Annotated in this window: 23 protein-coding genes; 5 read left to right on the top strand and 18 right to left on the bottom strand. The window is 60.5% G+C overall.

Annotated features, from left to right (window positions below):
• Positions 1 to 295 precede the first annotated feature (295 nt).
• Entirely contained in the window at positions 296 to 3,070 is a 2,775-nt protein-coding gene (gene topA, locus VGY55_19130) for a type I DNA topoisomerase (protein HEV2972094.1), read from the top strand.
• Positions 3,071 to 3,086: 16 nt separating this feature from the next.
• On the opposite strand, the gene acpS is transcribed toward topA, so the two are convergent.
• The 16 genes from acpS to VGY55_19050 all read right to left on the bottom strand — a co-directional run bounded on the left by acpS (position 3,087) and on the right by VGY55_19050 (position 17,351).
• On the bottom strand, positions 3,087 to 3,491 hold the full coding sequence (gene acpS, locus VGY55_19125) for a holo-ACP synthase (GenBank protein HEV2972093.1): 405 nt from the start codon (positions 3,489 to 3,491) through the stop codon (positions 3,087 to 3,089).
• Positions 3,488 to 4,459, bottom strand: a complete 972-nt coding sequence (gene trpS / locus VGY55_19120; protein ID HEV2972092.1) for a tryptophan--tRNA ligase — start codon at positions 4,457 to 4,459, stop codon at positions 3,488 to 3,490. The genes acpS and trpS overlap by 4 nt, the downstream gene beginning before the upstream one ends.
• A 62-nt stretch (positions 4,460 to 4,521) precedes the next feature.
• Positions 4,522 to 5,460 carry a dihydroorotate dehydrogenase gene (locus VGY55_19115; protein HEV2972091.1) on the bottom strand — a complete coding sequence of 313 codons (939 nt, stop codon included), beginning with the start codon at positions 5,458 to 5,460 and terminating at the stop codon, positions 4,522 to 4,524.
• Between the two features lie 214 nt (positions 5,461 to 5,674).
• Complete coding sequence (locus VGY55_19110; GenBank protein ID HEV2972090.1) at positions 5,675 to 5,893, bottom strand: hypothetical protein; 219 nt, start codon at positions 5,891 to 5,893, stop codon at positions 5,675 to 5,677.
• Between the two features lie 531 nt (positions 5,894 to 6,424).
• The gene (locus VGY55_19105) at positions 6,425 to 6,853 is read right to left on the bottom strand and encodes an HU family DNA-binding protein (protein HEV2972089.1); all 429 of its coding nucleotides are present in this window, start codon (positions 6,851 to 6,853) and stop codon (positions 6,425 to 6,427) included.
• A gap of 536 nt (positions 6,854 to 7,389) precedes the next feature.
• Positions 7,390 to 7,806 (bottom strand): YkgJ family cysteine cluster protein, encoded by a 417-nt coding sequence (locus VGY55_19100; protein ID HEV2972088.1) that lies wholly within the window; start codon positions 7,804 to 7,806, stop codon positions 7,390 to 7,392.
• Positions 7,803 to 9,011 (bottom strand): aminotransferase class V-fold PLP-dependent enzyme, encoded by a 1,209-nt coding sequence (locus VGY55_19095; protein ID HEV2972087.1) that lies wholly within the window; start codon positions 9,009 to 9,011, stop codon positions 7,803 to 7,805. Before VGY55_19095 ends, VGY55_19100 begins: the two co-directional genes overlap by 4 nt.
• A 6-nt stretch (positions 9,012 to 9,017) precedes the next feature.
• The gene (moaA, locus tag VGY55_19090) at positions 9,018 to 10,049 is read right to left on the bottom strand and encodes a GTP 3',8-cyclase MoaA (protein ID HEV2972086.1); all 1,032 of its coding nucleotides are present in this window, start codon (positions 10,047 to 10,049) and stop codon (positions 9,018 to 9,020) included.
• Between the two features lie 16 nt (positions 10,050 to 10,065).
• Positions 10,066 to 10,485, bottom strand: coding sequence for a molybdenum cofactor biosynthesis protein MoaE (locus tag VGY55_19085; protein ID HEV2972085.1), 420 nt, complete (start codon positions 10,483 to 10,485; stop codon positions 10,066 to 10,068).
• 79 nt (positions 10,486 to 10,564) lie between these two features.
• Entirely contained in the window at positions 10,565 to 10,747 is a 183-nt protein-coding gene (locus VGY55_19080) for a hypothetical protein (GenBank protein HEV2972084.1), read from the bottom strand.
• A 316-nt stretch (positions 10,748 to 11,063) separates the two neighbouring features.
• Complete coding sequence (locus VGY55_19075; protein ID HEV2972083.1) at positions 11,064 to 14,033, bottom strand: anaerobic glycerol-3-phosphate dehydrogenase subunit C; 2,970 nt, start codon at positions 14,031 to 14,033, stop codon at positions 11,064 to 11,066.
• Positions 14,034 to 14,153: 120 nt separating this feature from the next.
• A complete protein-coding gene (locus VGY55_19070; GenBank protein ID HEV2972082.1) occupies positions 14,154 to 14,621 on the bottom strand; it encodes a hypothetical protein in 468 nt (155 codons plus the stop codon).
• 14 nt (positions 14,622 to 14,635) lie between these two features.
• Positions 14,636 to 15,382 carry a hypothetical protein gene (locus VGY55_19065; protein HEV2972081.1) on the bottom strand — a complete coding sequence of 249 codons (747 nt, stop codon included), beginning with the start codon at positions 15,380 to 15,382 and terminating at the stop codon, positions 14,636 to 14,638.
• 92 nt (positions 15,383 to 15,474) lie between these two features.
• Positions 15,475 to 16,125, bottom strand: a complete 651-nt coding sequence (folE, locus tag VGY55_19060) for a GTP cyclohydrolase I FolE (GenBank protein ID HEV2972080.1) — start codon at positions 16,123 to 16,125, stop codon at positions 15,475 to 15,477.
• Positions 16,126 to 16,228: 103 nt separating this feature from the next.
• Positions 16,229 to 16,909, bottom strand: coding sequence for an LON peptidase substrate-binding domain-containing protein (locus VGY55_19055; GenBank protein ID HEV2972079.1), 681 nt, complete (start codon positions 16,907 to 16,909; stop codon positions 16,229 to 16,231).
• A 52-nt stretch (positions 16,910 to 16,961) separates the two neighbouring features.
• Entirely contained in the window at positions 16,962 to 17,351 is a 390-nt protein-coding gene (locus VGY55_19050; protein ID HEV2972078.1) for a DUF309 domain-containing protein, read from the bottom strand.
• 204 nt (positions 17,352 to 17,555) lie between these two features.
• Here VGY55_19050 and nth point away from each other — a divergent pair, with 204 nt between their 5' ends.
• Both nth and dcd read left to right on the top strand, forming a co-directional pair.
• Positions 17,556 to 18,281, top strand: coding sequence for an endonuclease III (gene nth / locus VGY55_19045; protein ID HEV2972077.1), 726 nt, complete (start codon positions 17,556 to 17,558; stop codon positions 18,279 to 18,281).
• A 95-nt stretch (positions 18,282 to 18,376) separates the two neighbouring features.
• Entirely contained in the window at positions 18,377 to 18,952 is a 576-nt protein-coding gene (gene dcd / locus VGY55_19040) for a dCTP deaminase (GenBank protein HEV2972076.1), read from the top strand.
• Between the two features lie 118 nt (positions 18,953 to 19,070).
• Here the strand turns inward: dcd and VGY55_19035 are convergent, their stop codons facing one another.
• Complete coding sequence (locus tag VGY55_19035) at positions 19,071 to 20,630, bottom strand: AAA family ATPase (GenBank protein HEV2972075.1); 1,560 nt, start codon at positions 20,628 to 20,630, stop codon at positions 19,071 to 19,073.
• A 341-nt stretch (positions 20,631 to 20,971) separates the two neighbouring features.
• On the opposite strand from VGY55_19035, the gene VGY55_19030 reads away from it, so the two are divergent.
• Together VGY55_19030 and VGY55_19025 are read left to right on the top strand one after the other, a co-directional pair.
• Positions 20,972 to 21,337 carry a hypothetical protein gene (locus tag VGY55_19030; protein HEV2972074.1) on the top strand — a complete coding sequence of 122 codons (366 nt, stop codon included), beginning with the start codon at positions 20,972 to 20,974 and terminating at the stop codon, positions 21,335 to 21,337.
• A gap of 177 nt (positions 21,338 to 21,514) precedes the next feature.
• Complete coding sequence (locus tag VGY55_19025) at positions 21,515 to 22,465, top strand: hypothetical protein (GenBank protein HEV2972073.1); 951 nt, start codon at positions 21,515 to 21,517, stop codon at positions 22,463 to 22,465.
• 195 nt (positions 22,466 to 22,660) lie between these two features.
• On the opposite strand, the gene VGY55_19020 is transcribed toward VGY55_19025, so the two are convergent.
• A complete protein-coding gene (locus VGY55_19020) occupies positions 22,661 to 24,337 on the bottom strand; it encodes an AMP-binding protein (GenBank protein HEV2972072.1) in 1,677 nt (558 codons plus the stop codon).
• Between the last annotated feature and the right edge of the window lie 238 nt (positions 24,338 to 24,575).

Here is a 24,575-nt window from a genome sequence, read left to right as displayed (position 1 = left end):
TCGCGCGGAAAAGCCTTTGCGGCACGGCAGTTGGGTCACATAAGCCTAGTGATTCTAAGAGCCAAGCCGGCAAATGCAATCCCAATCGCGCCGCTTGAAAAAGGCCGAATTGACCAATTTTACCAATTATTACGACTGCCGGCGACGGTGCAACGAAGCATCTGCACCGGTTAACCGTGCGCCAGACCGGCTGGCTCAGAAATCGAGCGCCGCGCGGCGATATTTAGTGACAACTTCCCGCAGACCTTAAAGTTTAACAGGCACGTCAACCTCTCGATCATCTTTGGCTCCTCGCATGGCAAAACGCGCTACAGGGCGTTCGGGTAAATCGCTGGTGATCGTAGAATCACCCGCCAAGGCCCGCACGATCAGCAAATTCCTGGGGAGCGGTTTCACGGTCGAGGCCAGCATCGGCCACGTTCGCGATTTGCCCGAGAAGGCCGCCGAGATTCCGGATGAGTACCGCAAAGAGCAATGGTCGCGGCTGGGAGTCAATGTGGCTGAGGATTTCGCCCCGCTCTATATCGTTCCCCCCAAGAAGACTGCCCAAGTCCGCAAACTCAAGGGGCTATTGAAAGACGCCAAGGATCTCTATCTGGCGACGGACGAGGACCGTGAAGGGGAGGCCATCAGTTGGCACCTCAATGAGCTGCTCAAGCCGAAGGTGCCCGTCCATCGTCTCGTATTCCACGAAATCACCAAAGAGGCGATTGAAGACGCCCTCTCGCATCCCCGCGAGATCGACGCGGACCTTGTCCGGGCGCAGGAGACGCGGCGGATCGTCGATCGGCTCTACGGCTATGAGGTCTCGCCACTATTATGGAAAAAAGTGCGCCCCAAGCTCTCGGCCGGGCGGGTGCAAAGCGTGGCGGTTCGGCTGATCGTCGAGCGCGAGCGGCAGCGGATGGCCTTCCACGAGGCCGCCTATTGGGACTTGCTTGGCCTATTCGCGAATGCCGGCGGGCAGGAGTTTCAGGCGGAAATGGTTTCCGTCGGCGGGCGAAAGATTCCGGAGGGAAAGGATTTCGATCCGGCCACCGGAAAGCTGAAGAACGAAGAGCTGCTGCTACTCGACAGCCGGGGGGCAAACGAGTTGGCCGAGCGGCTTCGCCAGGCTTCGTTTCGCGTCGCCAAGATCGACGACAAGCCGTATACCTCGAAGCCCTATCCGCCGTTTACGACGAGCACGCTCCAGCAGGAGGCCAACCGCAAGCTCGGTTTCACCGCCCGCCGCACGATGCAGGCAGCGCAGAGCCTGTATGAGAACGGTCACATCACCTACATGCGGACCGATTCGACGAACCTCGCTAAGGTGGCGATCGACGCGGCCCGCGATCTGGTTGCCGAGCAATATGGCCGCGAGTACTTGCCCGATTCACCGCGAGTCTATCAGACCAAGGTGAAAAACGCCCAAGAGGCCCACGAGGCGATCCGGCCGGCGGGGCATCCGTTTGATTTTCCGGAACAACTTCGCGGCCAGTTGGGTTCCGATGAATTCAAGGTCTACGACTTGATCTGGAAACGAACCGTCGCCAGCCAGATGGCGGATGCCCGCGGCCGGCGCATGACAATCACGATCGAAGGCGACGGCGCTGTGTTTCAGGTGAGCGGCAAGACGATCGAGTTTCCCGGCTACCTGCGGGCGTACGTCGAGGGCTCCGACGATCCGGAGGGGGATTTGGCCGATCGAGAGGCGCTGTTGCCGGCCGTCGCGCAAGACGACCCAATTTCCTGCCGAGAGTTGACTCCCAAGGAGCATCTCACTCAAGCGCCGAGCCGCTTCAGCGAAGCGGCGCTGATTCGGACGCTCGAAGAAATGGGAATCGGCCGGCCGAGCACATACGCCTCGATTATCGACACGATCCAGTATCGCGAGTACGTGTTCAAGAAGGGCACTGCGCTCGTGCCGACGTGGGTTGCATTTGCCGTATCGCAACTCTTGGAGCTGCACTTGCCAGGGCTGGTGGACTATCAATTCACGGCGCAAATGGAAGATGACCTCGATGCCATCAGCCGCGGCGAGGCGCAGAGCGTCGATTATCTGCGGCACTTCTATTTTGGGAACGGGCAGACCGGACTCAAACCGCATTTGGAGAGCATCGGCGATCGAATTCAAGCCCGCGACGTGAGCCGGATAAAGATCGCTGAGATCGATGGGCAAGAGCCGATTTACGTGCGCGTCGGCCGCTATGGGCCATTCCTCGAGCAGGGAGAGCGGCGGGCGGCTTTGCCCGAGGGGCTGGCGCCCGACGAGGTGACGCTCGACCGCGCCAACGAACTGCTCGACCAATCGCAAAAAGCGGAAGAGCCGCTGGGAACTTGTCCCGAGACCGGCCGGCTAATCTATTTAAAGACGGGACGATTCGGTCCCTACGTGCAGCGTGCCGCGGCTGGGGAAGACGATAAGCCGAAAAATGCTTCGTTGCTCAAGGGCATGCGGCCCGAGGATATCGACCTGGCGACAGCGGTGAGGCTGCTCTCGCTCCCCCGCGAATTGGGCGCGCATCCGACGACAGGTGAAACGATCGTCGTATTCAATGGAAAATTCGGGCCCTACGTGAAGAGCGGCACGGAGACGCGCTCCCTGCCGGCCGACCTTTCACCGCTCGACGTGAGTTTGTCGCAGTCCCTGGAACTGTTGGCGCAGCCCAAGGCGGCCCGCCGGGGATTCGGCGCCAAGCGCGAGCCGCTCAAAGTGCTCGATGCGTCGCCGGTCACCAGCGAGAAGATTCAACTCTTCGACGGCCGTTACGGGCTGTACGTGACCGACGGTACGACGAACGCCTCGCTTCCCAAGAATACGACGCCCGAAGAGGTCACCCAGGAACTGGCTCTGCGGCTGCTCGCCGAGCGGGCCGCGGCCGGGCCGTCAAAGAAGGCGCGCCGCAAGGCGACCCGACCGGCCGCCGCGGTAAAGAAGAAGTCGGCCAAACCGCCCGCCAAGGCGAAAAAGCCAGCGACGAAGAGAGCCAAGACATCAAAGAAGAAATCCGCCGCCAAGAAGAAGTTCGCTGCCGTTGCAACTGTGGTCGGGCATCAAAATGCCGTAAGTGCCGACGTTCCGTTCTAACGATTGTCGCCCCTCGTCACTCGTCCGCTTCGCCTTCGATTCGCTCGAGAGCCAGGGCATACGCCGTCGCGTGGCTGCGGCAGTGGGAAATGCTGATAAGGATTTGGCCGATGCCGAGGTCCTCGGCAACGTCGCGCACGCCGCCATGCAGCGAGACCTGCGGCTTTCCACCGAGCAAGTTGCGAATCTCTACGTCGCGCCAACTTATGCCGCGACGCCAACCCGTGCCGACCGCTTTGAGCACCGCTTCTTTCGCTGCCCAGCGGCCGGCGAAATGCTGCGTCGCCTGCTTGCGGCTCTGGCAGTATTGAATCTCGTCTGGCGTGTAGACTCGCGTGATGAACAGTTCCCCGTGGCGCTCGATCATCTGCGCGATCCGCAAGCACTCCGTGATGTCGGTCCCGATGCCGATGATGTTCATGTCGCTGACGCGAGCCCGCAGGCGCGCTTGGCTCGCCGCAAAACTTCCTCGGCCTTGCCGCGGGCGCGGCTCGCGCCGTCGGCTAGTATTTCTCGGACCGTCTTGGAATCGGCGGCGAGTTCGGCCCGTTTGGACCGAGGCGCGGCGAAGAACCGCTCCGCGGCGTCAGCCAGGGCTTTCTTCACCTCACCATAGCCAAAACCGCCGCGTCGGTATAGCGCGGCCATCGCGTCGCGCTCCGCCTCGGTCGCCACGAGGGAGAAGAGTTGATACAAGTAGTCGCTCTCCGGCTCTTTCGGCTGCTCCATCGGCCGCGAATCGGTGACGATCTGCATGATCTTCTTCCGCTGCGCTTTGGGGTCGTCGAACACCTCGAGCGTGTTGTTGTAGCTCTTCGACATCTTTTCGCCATCGATGCCGGGCACCTTCTTCGAGGCATCGAGCAGCTTGGCCTTGGGCATGGTGAACACCTGGCCGAATTGATGGTTGAAGCTCGCCGCCAGATCGCGGCAGACCTCGATATGTTGCACCTGGTCCTCGCCGACGGGCACCGTATCCGAATCGTAGGCCAGAATGTCGGCCGCCATCAGCACCGGATACGCCAACACACCGGCGTCGGCCGGCAAGCCCTTCGCCTTCCTATCCTTGTAGGCATGGCACCGCTCCAAGAGCCCCATCGGCGCGCCGGTCATCAGGATCCAGCAGAGTTCGCTCACCGCCGGCACATCGGATTGCACGAACAACACCGCCCGCTCGGGGTCGAGCCCTAGCGCGAGCAAATCAATGGCCGCGTCGAGCGTCCAACCGCGCAACGCCGCCGGATCGCGCACGCTGTTGAGCGCGTGGAGGTCGGCGATGAAATAGAACGCCGCATCTTCACGTTGCAAGTCGATATACTGCCGAATCGCGCCGAAATAGTTTCCCCAATGGAATCGGCCCGTCGGTTGAATGCCCGAAAGTACACGCATGGCATGGGACTGGGGACGGGGGAAGGACTATGGACCAAGGACTAAGTGCGAAAGGCTCGGGTTCATTGTTTTTGTAGGGTGCCGACTACGTCATTGACGGAACGACAGCCGAGTTCGGCGAGAGCGGCCGGTAAGGAGTCGAGGATTTCCGTCGAGGTCGTGGGGTGATAGAAGTTTGCGGTGCCGATTTGGACGGCCGATGCGCCAGTCACCAGGAATTCCATCACATCGTCGACCGTGGCGATTCCACCGATCCCAATGATGGGAGTCCGCACGGCTTGGGCGACCTGATAGACGGCCCGCAGAGCGATCGGCTTGATGGCGGGCCCGCTCAAGCCGCCCAAAACATTGCCCAAGAGCGGCCGGCGGCGCCGCCAATCGACGGCCACGCCGAGGCAAGTGTTGATGAGCGAGATGGCGTCCGCTCCGCCGGCGGCGGCAGCCACGGCGATCGACGCAATGTCGGTGACATTCGGCGTCAACTTGGCAATGATCGGCAACGAGGTCGCATCGCGGACACCGGCCACGACTCGCTCGCACATCCTCGCGTCGGTGCCGAAATCGACACCATGACTGACATTCGGACATGAAATGTTCACCTCAATCGCCGCGATCGTGGGTACGCCTTCCAGCGCGGCCGCCATTTCGACGAATTCATCATGGGTCCGCCCGGCAATGCTGACGATGATCGGCACTCCGAGGCTAGCGAGATATGGCATGTGATGGGCGGCAAACGCCTCGAGGCCGTCGTTATCGAGGCCGATCGAGTTGAGCATTCCGGCCGGGGTCTCGATCGTGCGCCAGGGTGCGTTTCCGGCGCGCGGCTGGTGAGTGATTGTTTTCGGGATGATCGCTCCCAGCCGCTTAAGATCAACCAACCCAGCCATTTCGCGCGCGTAGCCGAACGTTCCCGAGGCCACGATGACGGGGTTGGCCAGACGGAGACGGCCCAATTCGACATGCAGGTCGACGACGGAGGCAGTGCTGCTCACAACGACAATTGGCTCAAATGCGAGGGATCGCGTCGGCCGCCGGGGGAAGGCGACAACTCAGATGCCAATGTACCGGTCGAAGCGGCGGCGGGCAACGAGTGCCGGGACACGTAGCGCGACGAAATGATGTTGCGGAATTGCCAGAATTCCGAGGCCGACAACGGAATGACGCCGGCTGAACTCCGGCGAGTTCCGCGACCGATTGCCGGCGACGGGACCCGGATTAGAGAACGCCGCCATGCGACCGATATTCGGTCATGTGCGAAGGTTCATCGAGGAACCAGAATCGCTCCCATTCGTCGAGCAACAGGCGAAGATCCTCCGATGTATTGAGCAATTCGGCGGTTCGCCGCGGCGGATCGCCGCTGTAAGCAGGAAGAATGCAGCCGCTGGTCGCGCCGAGCGAAAGCCCAATCGTCGCTGCCAAAAGTAGCCTGCGCATCTGAACAACTCCTCCCTGAGAGTCAGTACGCCGCGCCGCGCGCGGAACCTGATCGGTATACCTTGAGCTTCCTGCTCTCGCTCTCGACGCTCACCTGGCGAGCGATTGTTCACGCCGCGGTTTTCTTGCAGCGCAATCGCGCGACGGCGCATGCCTTCAGCGATGCCATCACTCCAAAGCAACGAAAGACGAATCGATCTGAATTAGCTGATTTGCTTAGGTCGAACGACCTATGCCGTGAAGCGTTGGATGAGTCGGACTGCTTCGCCGGCCACTGCGTATCTACTTAGGCTGCATTGACGTAAACTATCTTGAACACCGGGGTTGCCGTTCGGGCCGAACGGCCTGATTGCCGACAATACGAGGCTCCGTGCGAACATTAACGATTTCAGCGTTCCGCGCCGAGATCAAATCTCTCTGGAATCTGTCGCGAACGAGCGGTAATTCCGCCCTTATCTCATTGCCCATCGGGGTCGAATTCCGAGTCGAATCTTGCCTGATGCCGCCCTGGCAAGCTAATGATCGTTGAGGCTAAGTCTGCGCGCTCGGATGAGCGCCGTAAGCTGCTGCTGGTTCAGTATTTCCGCTCGTTGCCGGCCTGCTGGCCGGCATGTCGCTGGGTGCTGGCTGGACCGTTGGTTGGGGTATCGCCTGGCCCGCCGCCCTGGCGGCCGCTTGACGTTCCAGTTCGCGAACCCGCTCCTCCATCTCCTTGCCCGGCTTGAAGGTGACAACAAATTTCTCCGGCACATTGACCTTCGCGCCGGTTCGCGGGTTCCTGGCCTTTCGGGCCGCCCGCTGCTTGACCTCGAATACTCCGAAGTTCCGCAACTCGATGCGACGCTCTTCGACCAGTGTTTCCACGATGGCGTCAAACGTCTTCTGGACGATTTCCTTGGTCTTGAGTTGAGTCAGTCCGATTTCTTCGGAGATCGTCTTGACGATTTCTTTCTTGGTCACGACTTTAATTCTCCTCTCGAGAACTTGCGACGGAAAAAGGCCAACACGAGACCAGTTTCCGCTGCCTTCGTCATGCTCCAAGTGTAGGTGGCATAAGAAGTAGTGTCAAGCACAAACTCGGCGATCCAAATCCCGGAATCACCGCATCGTTAGGCGCGGAGTATAGTCAGGATCCGAAGCGGATGCTTCGGATCATCGGCAGTAACTTTCAGTTGTCAAAGAACTTAGCGATGAGACTTCAATCGGTTTCCCGGATTCTTGAACGTAAGTCGCTCGCTACAAAGGCTTTTAGCGCTCGCACGGCGACTCTCCGCCAAAGGCGCTCCCTTCGCGGCGGGCGATTGCGGCCAGCATATCGCCGTTGCGCAAACTCCTGCCTCCAGGAAACTCCTGCCAACCATTATCGGCGCTCTAATCGGAAAACTTCATCCAGATTGAGCATTCGATGATTCGAGCGGGGCAATCCTTTTTAGCCAAACTCGACCGACAGCATGTCGGAGGATCGGAAGCGGGGGCATGCTAGTGCCGAGCCGCCATCATAGTCGGAAGACGGCCGCCTGTTCCAAGACCTTCTCCAGCGGAACTAAGGGGCCGGTCCCGCTGCCGGGACAGACCTCGCAGGTCTGTCGCCAAGCCTCCTCCGAGCGGATATTCGATTCCCAGAAGGGCCAAGTCCGGCACTGCCGAGGGCGGGTGTCGTAAACCTTGCACTTGCGGGTTTGTCCGTCAAAAAAGACGCAATCGCCGTTCGCAAACTCGACTAGGCTTTTCCGCACCCCTACCTCTCGGACATATTTGCGCTGGAAATCGCCGACGTCGATCCCCAACTTAGCGGCTAACGCCTCGATTTCCGCCTTATTCACCCATACGTAACCAGGCGCTCCAGTGCAGCAATCGCCGCACTGCGTGCATTGAAACCGAAGCCCATCCTTAAACCAGGGATTGTCGTTCATGAAGTTGGTTTCACACTTGATTTTCCGCTAATTGGGGCCGCTGCTGAAGCGGCGATTCCCGCGATCGCCGCCAACGATGCGTCAACGTCATCTTCGGAAGTAAATGCGCCGAAGCTGAACCGAACCGTTCCGCCACCGTCCGCGGTTCCAAGGGCCTTGTGCAAGAGTGGGGCACAGTGCAAACCGGAACGGACTTGGATCCGATAAGTCGCATCGAGCACCGCAGCAACCTCTTGCGGATCATAACCGTCGATCCGCAGGCTGACAACGCCCACGCGGTCTGCGGCCTGGGCGGGTCCAAAGACGTAGACGCCTGGGATTTGTCTTAATCCCCCAAGAAAGCGGTCGGTCAGGAACGATTCGTGCTGGCGAATCGAGGAAACTCCTCGCGATTCAAGGAATTCGATCGCAGCCGCAAGGCCGGCTAGTCCGGGAACGTTCAGATTCCCCGCTTCGTATTTATCCGGAAGGCTTTCGGGTTGCCAGTGTTCCTCGCTCCGCGTGCCGGTGCCTCCTTGGCGAAAACTTTTGAGCCGCGACTCGATCCCCGGCCGAAAATAAACAATCCCAGTCCCCAGCGGTCCGAGCAGGCCCTTGTGTCCAGGGGCGGCCAGCAGATCGATCGACAGTTCATCGACCGAAATGGGCAGATGCCCCAACGATTGCGCGGCGTCGACCAGCAGCGTCGCGCCGTACTCATGCGCAATTCGCCCGATCTCCGCCAGCGGCTGAATCGCACCGGTGACATTGGACGCGTGGACGACGGCGACGAGCTTCGTCTCGGGCGACATTTCCTTGCGCAGATCGTCTGGATCGACACGCCCGGCCGCATCGCAGGCGATGCGCTTGACGCGCACGCCTTGGCGGCGTTCCAGCTCGCTCAGCGGCCGCAGCACCGAATTGTGCTCCGCGGCCGTGGTGACGACTCGATCCCCTGGCTCGAGCCAGCCGTGGATCGCGAGATTCAAACCGTCGGTGCCACTATTTGTGAAGACGATTCTCCGCGGGTCGCCGGCGCCGATCAGCCGCGCGACGCCGGCTCGTGCCCGATCCACAAATTGTCCGGCTTCCAGCGCCTCGGCGTACGAACCGCGCCCGGCCGCGGCCCCGATCTCGCGCTGATACCGCTCGACCGCCTTATAAACGGCCTCGGGCTTCGGCCAACTCGTGGCGGCGTTGTCGAGATAGATGCGACGCGGCGACATGTTTTGCTAACCGCCGATTTGATACATGGCCCGCTGCGGTTTGACGAAATCGGGCGTATCGATGCCGTGGCCGGGTTTTTTGGCCGCGATCGACGCGCGGACCAGCTTGACGAGTTGGTCGTCGCTGCCGCCTCCGCGAAGAATGGCTCGGGCGTCCCATTCGACGGTCGAAAAGAGACAATTGCGGACTTGCCCTTCCGCGGTGAGCCGCAGCCGATTGCAATTGCCGCAGAACGAGTGAGTCACGGGGTTGATGAAGCCGACCCGTCCGCCGCCATCGAGGTAGCGATAGTCAGTCGCGGGCTGGCTCGGATCGTCGACCGCGAGCGGTTCGAGCCGTCCGACTTGTTGCTCGATCATCGCGCGGACGCGATCGCCCGAAAGGACTTGATCCATTTGCCATCGGCCGTCGGCGTCCAGCGGCATGTATTCGATGAATCTCAATTCGAGCCCATGCTGCCGAGCAAATTGGGCCAGTGGCACGACCTCTTCCTCGGTGAGGCCGCGAATTGAAACGGCGTTAAGACGGATTCGCGTAAAGCCGGCCTGCTTGGCGGAGAAAATCCCTTCGAGCACACGGGTGATCCCTTGGCGGCGCGAAATCTTCTGGAATGTCTCTTCGCGCAGCGTGTCGAGGCTGATGTTCAGCCGATGCAATCCGGCCGAGCGAAGTTGGCCCGCCAATTCGCCGAGCAGCATTCCATTCGTCGTCAGCGCCAGATCGGTGATTCCCTCGACCGCGGCCAAACGTCGCACCAACTCGGGCACGTCTTTGCGCACGAGCGGCTCTCCGCCCGTGAGGCGAATCTTGTTGACGCCAAGTTTCGCGACAACCCGCACGAATCGCTCAATCTCTTCGTATGTGAGCAGATCATTCCGCGGCACGAACTGAACGGCCTCCTGCGGCATGCAATAAAAGCAGCGGATATTGCAGCGGTCCGTTATGCTGATCCGCAGATTCGTGTGAACGCGTCCATGCCCGTCGATGAGAGGGGAATGGCGATCGGCAGGTGACGAATTGAGATTTGGCGCCGCCATGACATGTTTGCTTCCACTACGATTCTATCCCGGGATGGACCCACTCGCTCGTCCCGTCGGCCCAGTTTTCGCGCTTCCAGATCGGCACGACCTGCTTGAGCGTATCGATCAGCCATTGGCCCGCGGCGAACGCGGCCGCTCGATGGGCCGAACTGACGGCAATCGCCACGCTCGCCTCACCGACCTGCAAATGCCCCAGGCGATGAACGATGGCGCAATCGACGATTGGCCAGCGCCGCCGGGCTTCGCTCTCCAGCTCGGCCAGCTTGACGCGAGCCATTTCGGGATAGCATTCGTAGTCCAGTGAATTCGTCGCCCGCCCCCCGGTCGACGCGCGAGTCGTGCCGATAAACAACACCGCGGCTCCCGCCGCGTTCGATTGAATCTGGGCAAGCACCTCCGCTGGCGCGATCGGCTCGTCCGTCAATCGAATCATGCATGCACCGCGTGCGGCGCCGCGATGTAATCGCGCTTGCAATAGGCCGCGATGAAAATCGCGCTTCTGAAGCCGCTAGCTAGCGTGGCTGTTTCGCCAGCCGTTCGTCGAATTCGGGCTTTGGCAATGGCTCCGAACGCTCGAAGTTCTTTTCCGGGCGGTCGGGGTTGGTGTCGGTAATCAACTCGTTGAGCAAATCGTCGTCGCCATCGACCAATTCTGGAAAACGCTCCAAGAGCGATAGCACTTCATTTCGCTTCATGACGTTGTCTCCTCCAAAAGACACTCGCGCTAGCATTGCTAGCAGACGGTTCTCGTCCACGTGTGGCTCCTCCTTTATCCACCACTGACCGGCGGGATGCAAGCCACTTCGTCTCCCTCTCTTAAGGGGAATTCGTCATCAACGAATTGAGCGTTAACCGCAAAGCACGAACTCCTCAAAAGGGTGGAAAACGCTGGGATTTGCCGGATTAAGACGTTCCGCACATCGCCAATTCGAGCATGTTCATTCACCACCAAATCGACCGTTTCGCGCCCGCAAATGTCCCTGGCCATCGCAAATAACTTAATGCTGATCCTCATGTTACGACCAACTCGGCGCCTCGTGCAGTCAGTTGCCCTGCCAACTCCGGCATCAATCCGTAGGCCATGGCTAGCAGTTTTAAGGGATGAAGTGTCGGCTTGGTGGTGCCCTGCTCCATCTGCATTTTACAGGCGCTGCATTCCGTGGTCCCGGCCTGAAGGCCAGGTTGACGCATATGCGAAATCAATTCCCAGCCGGCGCGCAGGCTGGTGCGATAGTTCGCCTTCTTCAGGCCAAACGTGCCGGCCATGCCAGAACATCCTTTTTCAATCCGCTGCACACTTAGGGCCGGAACAAGCCGCAGGAGGTTTTCGGTCGGCGAGCCGACCCCGAGCGCCTTGATATGGCACGGCATATGGTAGGCCAGCGCCGCGTTGACCGGCCGCAAGTCGAGTTGGAGGATGCCCTGCTGGTGCAGCCGCCAAAGATAGGTGCAAGCTTCCGTCGTGTTCTGAGCGACGAGTCGCGCTTCCTCATCGTCCATCAAATTGGGATATTCGTGAGTCAGGCAGACGGCCGTGGAAGGTTCCGTGACCACAACTTGGTATCCCTGCCGGACGGCTTCCGCCAAAAGCGCGACGTTCTTCGCGGCTAGGCGCCGGGCCCGCTCGACCGCTCCCATTGAGATCATCGCCATTCCGGAGGCTCGCTGATTCGGGGGGACATAAACGGCTACGCCATTGTGCTCGAGCACCGCGACCAGGGCCTCGGCCAATTGCGGATCGTGATAGTTCGCGTAGGTGTCGACAAAATAGACTACTTTCCGCCCGCTGCGGCGAGTCGGGCGCGTCAAACGTCGACGTGCGGCGCGGCGCAAGAAGCTTCGCGGGGCAAACCGCGGGAGCTTTCGCCCTTGGGCGATGCCGAAAGTCTTTTCCAGCAGCCAGCGCGCCTGGCGATTGCCAACCGCCCAATTCGCCACCGGACTAAAATGGCTCCCCAGCGCGCTCAAGATGTCGAATCGAGCCAGAATCCAGTCGCTCGGCTGCAAGCCGTTGGTGGCGACATAAGCGGCCTTCGCCTCGATCATCAGCTTGGGAATATCGACGCCTGCCGGACATTCCAGGCGGCACTGATGGCAGTTGACGCACAGATCGGCGACGTCCTTGAAGTCGTCGGTGGTCAGGAGCGCCGGATCGAGTTGGCCGCTGAGCAAGCCACGGAATAAATTGGCCTTCGCTCGCGGCGAGGCTTCTTCCGCCGGAGCGACGCGAAAAATCGGGCACATTCGCAGGTCGCCGGATTGCGCGCGGCAACTGCCGCAGCCGTTGCAGTGGCTCGCCACCGCGGCGATTTCCGCCGGCGTCCAGTTGAGCTGCACATCGACGAGCGCCGGCGGCGCACTGCTTCGGCCATTGGCCGATGGAACGACTTCCTCGGACGGTAGTCTCACCGGCCGCAAATGGCGCGTCAACGATTGACCGTCGCCGCCGACAATCTTGCCAGGATTGAGAATTCCTTGCGGATCGAAAACCTGCTTAACCTCGGCGAAGACATCGTAGAGTTCTCCGTACTGCCGCCGAATGAACGGGGTCCGGCTCAATCCGTCGCCATGCTCGCCGCTGATTGTCCCATGGACCTCGAACACTTCGTGATAGAGATCGGCCGCGAGATCCTCCATTTTCCGGACATCGTCGGCAATCGTCAGATCGAGGAACGGCCGGACGTGAAGTTGCCCGTGACCCACATGCCCAAAGAGCGAGGCGGTCACTTGATGTTTCTTGAGGGTATTCTGCATTCGCACCAGGAAATCGGGGAGCGCCGCTGGCGGCACCGCCAAGTCCTCGACAAACGGCAATGGCCGTGTTGTACCTTTGATGCGGTGCAACGTCGGCACGATGCGCGTGGCCAATTGCCAATAGAGATCGATCTCCTCGTGATCAAATGCCTGACGGGTATCAAAGGCCAAGCGGCACTTCCGCCGCACGCGATCGAGCATCTGCACCATCCGGTCGCGCACGGAAACCGGATCGTCGCCCATGTGCTCGACAAGCAACAACGCCTCGGCCTCGGCGGGAACCAGCAGGCTGTACTCAGGATAATTCTCCCGCGCCAGACTCAGATGCCGGCGGTCGAGCAGATCGCAAGCGCAGGGAGAAAACGGAAGAATCTCCTGCACGGCCAAGGCCGCGTTTTCAAGCGAATCGAAGAACAGAGCGCCAACCCCCCGATAACGAGGCAACGGCGTCGTGGCCAGCGTTGCTTCGGTGATGATGGCCAACGTCCCCTCGCTGCCGGCCAAGAGCCGACCCAAGTCGAGGCTGCCGGACTCCAGCACGTCGCCGAGCTGGTAGCCGCACTGGTTGAGCATCGTCTGCGGTTGGCGCTCGCTGATCAATTGGGCACGGCGGGTGAAGAGATCGGTGAGCTGGCTCACCAACTCCTGCCGGCGGGTGGTCGGCACGTCCACGTTGGCCAGCGACAAGGGCTCGCGGCCGACCTCCAGCAGTGTGCCGTCGGCCAGCACGATTTGCAGGCTCAGCACGTGCCGCCGCGCCGAGCCGTATTGCAGCCAGTGGCTTCCCGAGGCGTCGATGGCCACGACGCTCCCCATCGTCGTCACTTGGCTCATCGCCGGATCGGGACCGAACAACCGTCCGAACGAGCGGAGATGTTGATTGAGCTGGGCATGAACGACGCCCGGTTGCACTCGGACCCGATCGTCGTCGATCCGCAAGATACGCCGCATATAGCGGCTGAAATCGAGGATCAACCCAGCGCCGAGAGATTCGCCGGCCAGACCGGTTCCGGCGCCGCGGGCATGGATGGGGATCTTTTTCTCCGCCGCGTACTGCAAGGTGGCCACCACGTCGGCCGAGTTCCGAGGGCGGACGACCCCCAGCGGCCTGATTTGGTAAACGCTCGCGTCACTGGCGTAGAGCTGCACGAAGACGTCGTCGCAGCGCACATCGCCGCTCACGAGCCCGCGCAAGTCGTCCTGAATTCTTTGCCGCTCTTGATCCATGAAAGAAAACTGTCGGCCTGCGATCGCCAACTGCCCGGCAGTGTGCCGGCCGCCAACGGATTCGCGCCTCGCCGTAGGAAGGGTGAAACCGACGCTAGCCTCGTGTGCCGTCCGTGCCGGTCACGCCCGCCGGTGCTCGACCAGCCGGGCTCTCTGCTGCCGATGACGCTCGTGGGTTTCCAGATTGAATGACAAATGGGAATCGACCCCAGGGGCGCCCCGATATTGAGCCCCGCAGCGATAGCACATCAGCGCATTGGGGACCACGATATACAGCACGACATCGATCAAGGCCGTTAGAAACAGGATGAGAAAGGTGAGAAGCAACTCGTGATAACCCCATGCCACGCAACTAGCCACGATTCCCAGCGTGACGATCGCCACGCCAAGCCGCTGAGGGAAATCCTTCCGCACGAACAAATCCGTGCTCGGACAAACTAGACAGCGATGCAGTTGCACGTTGTCCATTGCGCCGGGCGGAAGAAGGACCTTCTCGCCACAATCCGCGCAACAAAAATCGCTCGCCGCAGGCGACACCTCGGCCCGGCTCGCTTGCTCACAATGGGGACACAGAAACTCAATGTTCATGGAATCTCCCTCTATCATACTGGAAACCATGTCCTGGCGGACAGTAGCTGAGAGGTCAATTCCCCGAGAAAGACGGCGATTACGCCTACGTAAAGAATTCCGGTGGCGCTTTGCGTGTTGGGGATTCTGAGGATTTTCCAGGTCATTATCGTGAGCGCGAGCGCGCCAAACAGGCCGGAAAGCCAGCGCAATCCGACGAACGCTGGTTGCGGCATGCCGGCGTAGTCGAATTGCATGGCCAGGCCGGCACCGCAAACAACGGCTCGCGCGATCACTGCACCACCCATGAGCAGAACCAATCGCCGGAGCGGAGCGAGTTCCATCGTCGGGGTGTTCAGATACCAATGGCCAAGAAACATTGCCGCCAAAGTTGAACCGAGCAGCAATCCACTCGTGGGCGCATCGAGCCAGCGCAATGCCGCGGCCGCATTGGAAGTTAGAATCGGCTGCGGCTTGGCCAGCCAGGCACCGGCCAATCCGGCAATTGCGACGAGCAAGAGCAACGCGATTCCCGCGCGAGGCTTCGCATACAGCCAGGCGACAGCGCCGGCGTAGCTCAAACAAGCGCCCGCGAGTGGAGGCCAGAGTTCGAACTGCTCTGGCGCGGCTAGCGCTACGAGCATCGCCAATACGTTCAGCCCGAGCAGCACGTAAAGATGATTGCGATAGTAGCCACTTGTCACTTGGCGCGGAGACGTAACGGCCATCGAGAGCGATAGTCCGAACGAAAGCCGGAAGAGAAATTCGATCAGGATCAGCATTGCCGGATTGCGTTCCGCTGGGATGAGTTCGTATCGGACGCTGCCGGCGTCCTCCGACCGCCTCGGCCGCGCGCTTCACTCCTGAATGACCGCTAGCCTCGCGTGCCGAGCGTGTCGCCGTAGATCAAGGTCATGATCTCCGAGCGGCTAGAGAGATTGGCGCGGAATGTACCCTTCATGGCCGAAGTGACGCAGACGCTCCCCGGCTTTCGCACCCCGCGAATCGCCATGCAGGAATGTGTCGCCTCGATCACGACCGCGACCCCCTTGGCATCGAGTTCCTCGACCAGAAGATTGGCGATCTCCTCGGTCATGCGCTCTTGAACTTGTGGACGCTTCGAGACCACCTCAACCACTCGGGCCAACTTGCTCAAGCCGATCACCCGGCCGTTGGGAAGGTACCCAATATGCGCTTTGCCCATGAAAGGGAGCATGTGATGCTCGCACATACTGTTGAAGCTGATATCGCGCACCAACACGATCTCATCGTACTTTTCCGTGAAGCATTTTTGCAGATGGACGCGCGCGTCTTGATGCAACCCGGCGAAAAGCTCGGCGTACATTCGGGCGACGCGGGCCGGCGTCTCTCGCAGGCCTTCACGGTCGGGATTCTCGCCGATGGCGGCGAGGATTTCGCGCACGGCCCGCTCGATTCGCGGCAGATCGACGGCCGCCGACGCGGCGGAAATGCCGTCCTCGTCGGCTAGGCAACGCGGGATGGAAGTCTTGGAATCGGTTTTCATTGGAGCGATGTCTCCCTACCCCTCTGGACTTCGGCGAGTTCAGTCGAACCGGAAAGGGCCGGAGTGAGGGGAACTGCGCGCGGGTTTCCGACTTGCAAATACATCAATTAATGCTGAATTCCGGCGGAAAGATTGCCTTGCGCAGCCGATTAAGGTGCTCGAGCAGCAATTGGGCTCGTTGATCGACGCCCGCCTCGGTCAACAGCCGCTCTTTGAAGTCCAGTTCGATGTCCAGCGTATAGGCGACGATGTCCGTTAGCATTCCCAAGGGGATCTCGCTGCCCAAGAGTTGATCCAGTTGTTCGTAGGCTTCTGGGATTCGCGGCAAGACGCGCTTGAATGCCGCCAGCAAGCGGCGCTGCAATTCGGGACGTTGCGCCGCAACCGCGTCGGGATACCGGTCTTCGCAGAGTTGGACTTCCGCAACGCGGAAGGTTTTTTCGGCGGGCAGCTCACGCTCGATCACCATCCGCCGCAAGCCGAGCACGAGCACGTTGTATGAACCCTCATCCGTTTTGTGATAGGTCGCCACCCGACAGAGACAGCCAACCGGCCGCAGCGGAGGACGACCTTCATAATCCTGTTCCCAGCCAGGGGCCAACAAGCTCATCCCAATCAAGCGGTCATCGGCCAAAGCCTCTTCAAGCATGGCGCGATATCGTGGCTCGAAGATGTGCAGCGGCTGCATCACGTGTGGAAACACGACGAGATTCGGCAGTGGAAACAGCCGCACCCGACCCGAAAAATTTTCAGGCGAAAACGACAAGTTTTCTGATAGCGACATGCTTCGCTCGATGCGCGTTGTTTGGAAACGGACTCGAAAACCCTTTCCGCGCTCACGTCGCCGGCGGATCGAGATGGATTTCTGGTATGAGTTCGGGATCAAGGTCGATGGTTGGAAATTCCTCCGTCGCGGCCGCGACCTCGGCGAAACAACGGTCGAATTCGGCGATGAATTTCTCGAGGTCCAAGCCGATGTGCTTGGGGCCGTAAGGGACCAAATAGCCCCGCGAACTGTGAAACAACTTCTTCGCCCCGCGGATGTTGCCGTTTCCAAAATGATAGAGGGCCACCGCCGCCTGGATCAGCCCCTGATAGAATTTCCGCGACGGCCCACGATATTCGGTCCACAAATCCTCCCAAACCTCGTGACTCTCAAAGAAATCGCACACGTTAAAGTGCTCGATCCCCTTGAGATACAGCGGGTCGTACGGACCATCATCCATCGCGCGATCCCAAATTGGCCGAGCCAAACGTTCGCGGCATTCACCGATCGCAAAATTATAGGCAGCCCGGCCGGTTTCTGCCATGACGCGATCCGCGGGGGCGAACGGCGCACAGGCTTGACAGCGCGTGCGAACCCTCTGAGAATTGGCGCTTCGAGTTGGCCGCATGCACCTCGTTCGGCCCGAGCGATTCCGGGGCAATACATGGCTGTCACTGCCGCCGACAAGCGCCGATCGACGGAAATCGTAAAGCGCCTTCGCCGGGCGTATCCAGAGGCGCATTGCGCGCTCGAATTCAACGACCCGTTGCAGTTGCTAATCGCGACGATCCTCTCGGCACAATGCACCGACGTGCGGGTGAATATGGTCTCGCCGGTGCTGTTCAGGAAGTATCCGACTGCCGCGGCGCTGGCCGCCGCGGAGCGAAAGGATATCGAGCGAATCATTCTGAGCACCGGTTTTTTTCGGAGCAAGGCCAAGAGCATTCAAGGTTGCTGCGAGAAGCTGGTCGCCGAGCATGATGGCCACGTGCCGCGGACATTGGAAGAGTTGATCAAGTTGCCAGGAGTCGGCCGGAAAACGGCCAACGTCGTGCTCGGGACGGCCTATGGGATCGCGACCGGCATTGTCGTCGACACGCACGTCGCCCGGATCAGCCGCCGGCTCGGGCTTACCAAAAAGAACGACGCGGTGAAAATCGAACAGGACCTCATGGCGCAGATCCCGCAGCGCGACTGGATCGACTTCAGCCACGAAATGATTTTCCACGGCCGCGCGATCTGCATAGCCCGGCGGCCCAAATGCGAAATCTGCCCGCTGGAGCCCATTTGTCCCAGGATCGGCGTCGAGGAGAGGGGCGAGGGACGAGGGGTGAGGGGCGAGAGGACGCGCAAGCGGAAACCCCGCTTCTCGTCGAACAATGGCCGGTAATGAGAGAGGCCGCGCCGTATGAACTGCCCTAACCTGCCACTCGCCCTCTGTCGCTTGCTTCCCTCGCCCCTAGTCCCTCGCCCCTCGCCCCTGCCATGATTCTCACCGGCCAAGAAATTCGGAAGCAGTTGGGAGAGAACATCGTCATCGATCCGTTCGACGACGCGAATCTCAATCCCAATAGTTACAACCTCACGCTGCACCACGAATTGATGACGTACGAGGAAGTGGTGCTCGACATGCGGCGCGCGAACCGAGTGCGCCGCATCGAGATTCCGCCCGAGGGATTGGTTCTCAGTCCGAATCAGCTTTATTTGGGTCGCACGATCGAGCGCACCGAAACGCACAACCATGTGCCGATGATCGAGGGGCGGTCGTCGGTGGGACGGCTGGGGCTATTCGTGCACGTCACCGCCGGTTTCGGCGACGTCGGCTTCTGCGGTTACTGGACGCTCGAGATGTTCGCCGTACAGCCGGTGCGGATTTATGCCGGCGTGCCGATCTGCCAAATCTTCTATCATCAAGTATGCGGCGAGATCATCGAATACGTCAGCGACAAGTATCAACACAATCACGATATCCAGCCGAGCTTGCTCTTCAAGGAGCTGAATCCCCAGCGCGACGACGACCTGCAACTGCAGCTCGAATTCGGCATGGAACGATCGCATTAGAACAGCTAACAAATCCGGGCGGGGACTATCTCCCTTTTGCGGAGACCGCGCAGCAAAATGGGGACTGTCCCCTTCTCCCTGGCCGGATTTGTTAGGTGTTCTTACGTTCGAGAGTCGATCACATCATCGCGAAGTAGTTTTCGACCGCCATGTCGAAATTCTCTTTGGTCAATTCCTGGGTGCGCTTCTCATAGAAGCAACGATTGCGCACTTGCATGAGCAAGTCGCGGGGCTGGCAATTGCGGAACGGCCGGCCCGCGGCAAGATAGTGCTGCTGGATGAGATAATTGACCGGTTCTTCTCGATATTCGAAGCCCAGTTTTGGGGCCACGATTTCGAATAGTCGGCGGAATTCGTCCTCGGTTGGATCGATCACGTCGATCTTGTAGGGAATGCGTCGCAGAAAAGCTTCATCGACCAGGTCGCGGGGCTGCAAGTTCGTCGAAAAGATGATCAACTGATCGAATGGGACTTGGATTTTCTTCCCGTTGGGCAGATTGAGAAAGTCGAATCGCTTTTCCAGCGGCACGATCCAGCGGTTCAGCAGTTCATCGGTGCTCATCCGTTGTCGGCCGAAATCGTCGATCACCAGGGTGCCGCAGTTGCTTTTGAGCTGCATCGGGGCTTCGCAAGTGCCGGTCGAGGTGTTGCGCACGACTTCAAGATTGTCCATCGTCAACTCGCCACCGACAACGATCGTCGGCCGGCGGATGCGAATCCAGCGTTTGTCGATTTTCCGATTATCGAGCAGCCCGCCGGTGCTCTCCAGGGGCGCCTCTTCGTGGTTGCTCGGATCGAAAAGGCGGATGATCTCGCCGTCGATGCCGATGGAGCGAGGGACCCAGATAAACTGGCCGAATGCCCGCGTGACCCGCTCCGCGATGCTCGTCTTGCCGTTGCCGGCCGCGCCGTAGAGAAACAGTCCGCGGCCGGAGTTGATCGCCGGCCCGAGCCGGGCCAGCATCCGCGGATTAATCAACAAATCGTCGAACGCGCGACTCAAGTCGTCCGTGGTGGGATGCTGCATGGTCAGCGATTGAGCGGCCACGCAGGCGAGATAATCGCTCAGCGCGACCGGGGCCGAACCGTAGTACGTGCAGTGTTCCACCAGCCGTCGCGCCCGCTCGCGGCCTTTGTCGGTCAACTGATATTGATAGTCGTTCATCGCCGCGGCGCCGCGATGGACGATCCAATGGTCCGACTTCAATACTCGGAGCAGTTCCTCGAGCAGGATAAACGGCAGCTTGATCTGCTCGGCAATGTCTCGGCCGCTCGCGTCGCCGCGGGCCAAGAGAAACTTGAACACCAGATCCTCGACGTCGCTTTCCGTCAGCTTCGCTTGCACCAGGGTGGTCGGTTCGGCGGGAAAGAATTCGTTCACAGTTGCCGGCGCGGATCCCTCGCCGGAAGCGGGCTCCGGCGGAGCATCGGCGCCGTTTGTCGCGCCAACGGCGGTCGGGTTATTGGCCGCAGTGGCGGCGCCGGTCAATTGGGCGATTCGGCCGAGGAGTTGATCGAGCTTGTCTTGCCGCGCCTTTTCCGCATGCTGGACGGCCGCGGCCTTGGGAGCAGTGTGGTCGGGCTCGGTGGCGGCAATGACGGAATAGGGATCGGCGTCCGCATCACCACCGCGCCCAGCCAATCGCGCCAACAGGTTTTCAACCGCATTCTCAGACATATCCCCACATCGCCTTGTACGGATTCCTGGCTTGCGTCTGGCGGAAGAGGGGGCGCGCTCGTCGCGGATGCCGACGCGGAGCTGTTGCCTTCAAACGACTCGCCGTCCGTCCCCTCTTCCGCCAAGCACGAGCGGAAAACATGGATTCAAACCAACTCTACGTTGACTTGGTCCGGCGTCAAACGCGGTCACCGTCATCCGCAAATGCCGCGCGAAGCGCCCCCCGATTTTGCCGATCATGCCGGATCGTCGCGTGGCGGACCGAGAATTTGAGCTATGATTCACGTGGGCGAAGCTAGCAGCTCTTGAACCGAATGATGGAAGAAAAGAGACATCCGCAAATGGATCGCAAGAACAACTTCAGGCGCCTTACGATCCACCTCGGCGCGCCGATGATCGCCATTAGCACTCTTTCCACCGCGACATTCTTCGGATCGCGGAGCGCATTGGCACAAACGGGTGCGGCGCCGGCGAGCGTCGAAAGCCAGCGTGCGCCGCCGGACACCGCTCGCGCGAGCCCGCCGATTTCGTTTTTCGCATCGGAGCGCAATGCTGCAACGCCAATTGCCCCAGAAGCTCGTCCTTCTTCACCAGGCAGCACTGGCTCGCTCATCCTCATGGAAATCCGCACGCAGCGCGGCACGGCGAAATCCTCGCTGCCGCTGATTCCCAATCTCGATCCCCGCCTCAAGCCGCTCGGCTGGTAGCTCGCAAAAATCGCACTTGGCATAGCCGGCCTCCCCCAGTAGATTACTCACGCGAGGCGGCAAGGGCTGCCGCCGAAGGGCGTCTCGCGCCTCATCAAGTTGGTGGCCGAAGTTGACGGCGCTGCCGGCGAGCGCAGGCGTTTCTCAGTTCGAAACTCTTTCGCAAGGGTGGCATTCATGCGCGTTCGTTTCCCTTCGATTCCAACATCGCTGCTGGCCGTCGCGCTGATCGCCACAGTGGCGCGCCAGGCTGCCGCCCAGGTTGTCGTTCCCGGCACGGGTAAACGGGTCGCGGAGGTCGGGGACGATTTTGAGGACCCCAAATGGAATTACATCGCTAATCTCCCCAAGAGCAGCCAAGAGAACGACGGTCAGACGCGCTTGCCCGGCGGAATTGCCGCCAATGGCCGATGGTTTGAGCCGGAAATGCGCGGGGCGCCGGATATCGTGAAGCGCGTCGATACACCTCCCGACGGTATTCCGGGGAGCAAGGGATCGATGCTCATGAAGACGCTCTTTTCGGGCGTTCCTGGAAAGCCGAGCTACAAAGTCCAGCAAGACGATTTCGTCGCCAACGTGGCGTCGAAGATCGGGACGACTTCGGTCTCGCGGTCGCCGAGCGTTGTGACGCGAGTCTACCTGCCGCCGTTTGACGAATGGGAAAAGCGGACTGGAAACACGTTCGGCTTCCGCACTGCGGCGCTCACGACCGTCAACAAATCCTCGGGCCGCTGGTTCGGAGGGATGTCGCGCAAATCGGAAACCTATTGGCCGGGCATGTTCATCTGGTTCAAGACCAAAGCCGGCGGGCAAAACAAGGAAGACTCCGCCCGCTTCATGATCCGAGCCGACGAGTTGGGCCACGATGTATGGGGTCCTGAAATCAAACAAACCGGGTGGTGGACGCTGGGCATGTCGTTCAGCCCGGACGGCAAAGTGCATTATTTTATCAAGCAGGGGGTCGAGGACCTCACGTCGAAGGATTTCGTCGCCACCTACAACCCCTATGGCTATCGCTGCGAGCACCTCGAGACGATGTTTTTCGACGTCTTGAACATGGATGACGGCAAATCGTGGTCCACTGAGTGGGTCGTCGATGACACGATGCTCTATGTGGACGGGCGGTAGAAGTCTGCGCGATCACCTTGCGTAGGGTGCCATGCCCACGGCTCGGCGTGGGCATGGAGGTGCAGGTTGGCCGAGTCAGCTCTCATGCCCACGCGAGCGGCGGACGCGGTTGGTTCGATCCAATCCTGTGGCGCTCGCGTGAGCATGGCACCCACCGCGCGGAACTCGTCTCCGATACTCGGCGGTCGGAATCACCTATGCCGTCGGTAGCTCATCGAGCCCGAGTTCCTGCCGCATCTGGTCGCGGATCTTGAACTTCTGAATCTTGCCCGTTACCGTCTGCGGGAAGCCGTCTACAAAGCGCACGTACCGCGGGATCTTGAAATGAGCCAGTTTCGCGCGGCAGAAATCGCGGATTTCTTGCTCCGTCGTTAAGGTTCCTTCCTTGAGCTTGATCCACGCGCAAAGTTCCTCGCCGAACTTCGGATCGGGAACGCCGACGACGGTGGCCTGCTCGACCGCCGGGTGGGTGAACAGGAATTCTTCGATCTCACGCGGATAGATGTTCTCGCCGCCGCGAATGACCATATCTTTGATCCGCCCGGTGATCTTGTAGTAGCCGTTTGGCAGGCGGAGCGCCAGATCGCCGGTGTGCAGCCAGCCGTCGGAATCGATCGCCGTGTGAGTCGCTTCAGGATTCTTGTAATAGCCGAGCATGACGATATGCCCGCGGGCACACAGCTCTCCCTGCCGGTTTTCGGGCAGCACTTCGCCGGTCGCCGGATCGATGATCCGCACCTCGACGCCTGGAATCGGCCGGCCGACGGTCTCGACGCGCAATTCGAGCGGATCGTCGGTTCGCGTTTGCGTGATGATCGGCGACGCTTCCGTCTGGCCGTAGCCGATCGTAATATCGCGGCAGCCGAGATCGTTCACGACCGCCCGCATCGTCTCGATCGGGCAAGGGCTTCCCGCCATGATTCCTGTTCGCAGCGAAGACAGATCGCGACCGGGCCGGCCGGGATCGTGCAATTCGGCGATGAACATCGTCGGAACGCCGTAGAGCACGGTCGCCAGCTCCTTTTCGATCGCGTCGAGCGTGCCCGGAGCGTCGAACGATTCAGCCGGCACGACCATCGTCGCTCCATAGACGGCGGCGCAGATCGTTCCCAGGACGCAGCCGAAGCAGTGATAAAACGGCACTGGGATGCAGACCCGATCTTGGTCGGTGAGCTTCAAGCATTGACCGACGTAGTACGTGTTGAGGAGCAGATTGCGATGGCTGAGCGTCGCGGCTTTGGGAAATCCAGTCGTGCCTGAGGTGTATTGAATATTGATGGCGTCGGTGTGTTTAAGAGCGGCCGCGGCGGCATCGACTTGAGCGGGCTCGACGCCGCGGCCGCGGCGACACATCTCGTCCCACGAAATGCTGCCCACCAGATCGTCGCCGCGCAATCGCACGACCCAGCGGAGCCGCGGGAACTGCGCCGCCGCAAGTTGACCGGGCGCGGCGCTCGCCACTTCCGGACATACCTCGCGGAGCATGGCGAAATAATCCGACGACTTGAAACGATCGACCAAGAAAAGCGCGGCCGCGTCGCATTGATTCAGCACGTATTTCAGCTCGAACGGCCGATACGCCGGATTAATCGTGACGAGCACGGCCCCGATCCGCGCCGTCGCGAATTGCAGCACCACCCAATGCGGCACGTTCGTCGCCCAGGCGGCGACATGCTCGCCCGGCTGAATGCCAATCGCCAACAACCCGCGGGCCGCTTCATCGACTTCTGCCGCGAATTCGTCGTACGAGAGCCGCAGGCCGAGCTGCGGGAAAGCGAGCGCGTCATTCGAGCCATGTGCGGCGACGGTCGTCTCCAGCACATGGCCGATCGTTTTGCCGTCCACCCAAGGCGCCGCCGATTGGTCCGCCATCAGTCAACTCCCGCCAGAAACGCGTCTCGCCGCTTCGTAACTCATGGAATTATAACCGCGATTAACAGCTATTCTCGCAGCGGCTCGGACATTGCCATCGCCGCTGGGGCGAATAGCAGCAGTGGGCACCAGGCGGCGAGATCGGGCGGGATCAGGTAGCTCGAGCCGAGATATTGCATCGCCGCGACGACCAGCATGAAGCCGACGACGACCGACAGGCAAAGGCCGACCGCCATGA

The organism is Pirellulales bacterium (assembly GCA_035939775.1).
GTDB lineage: Bacteria > Planctomycetota > Planctomycetia > Pirellulales > DATAWG01 > DASZFO01.
This window is presented reverse-complemented; position numbering and strand designations above follow the sequence as displayed.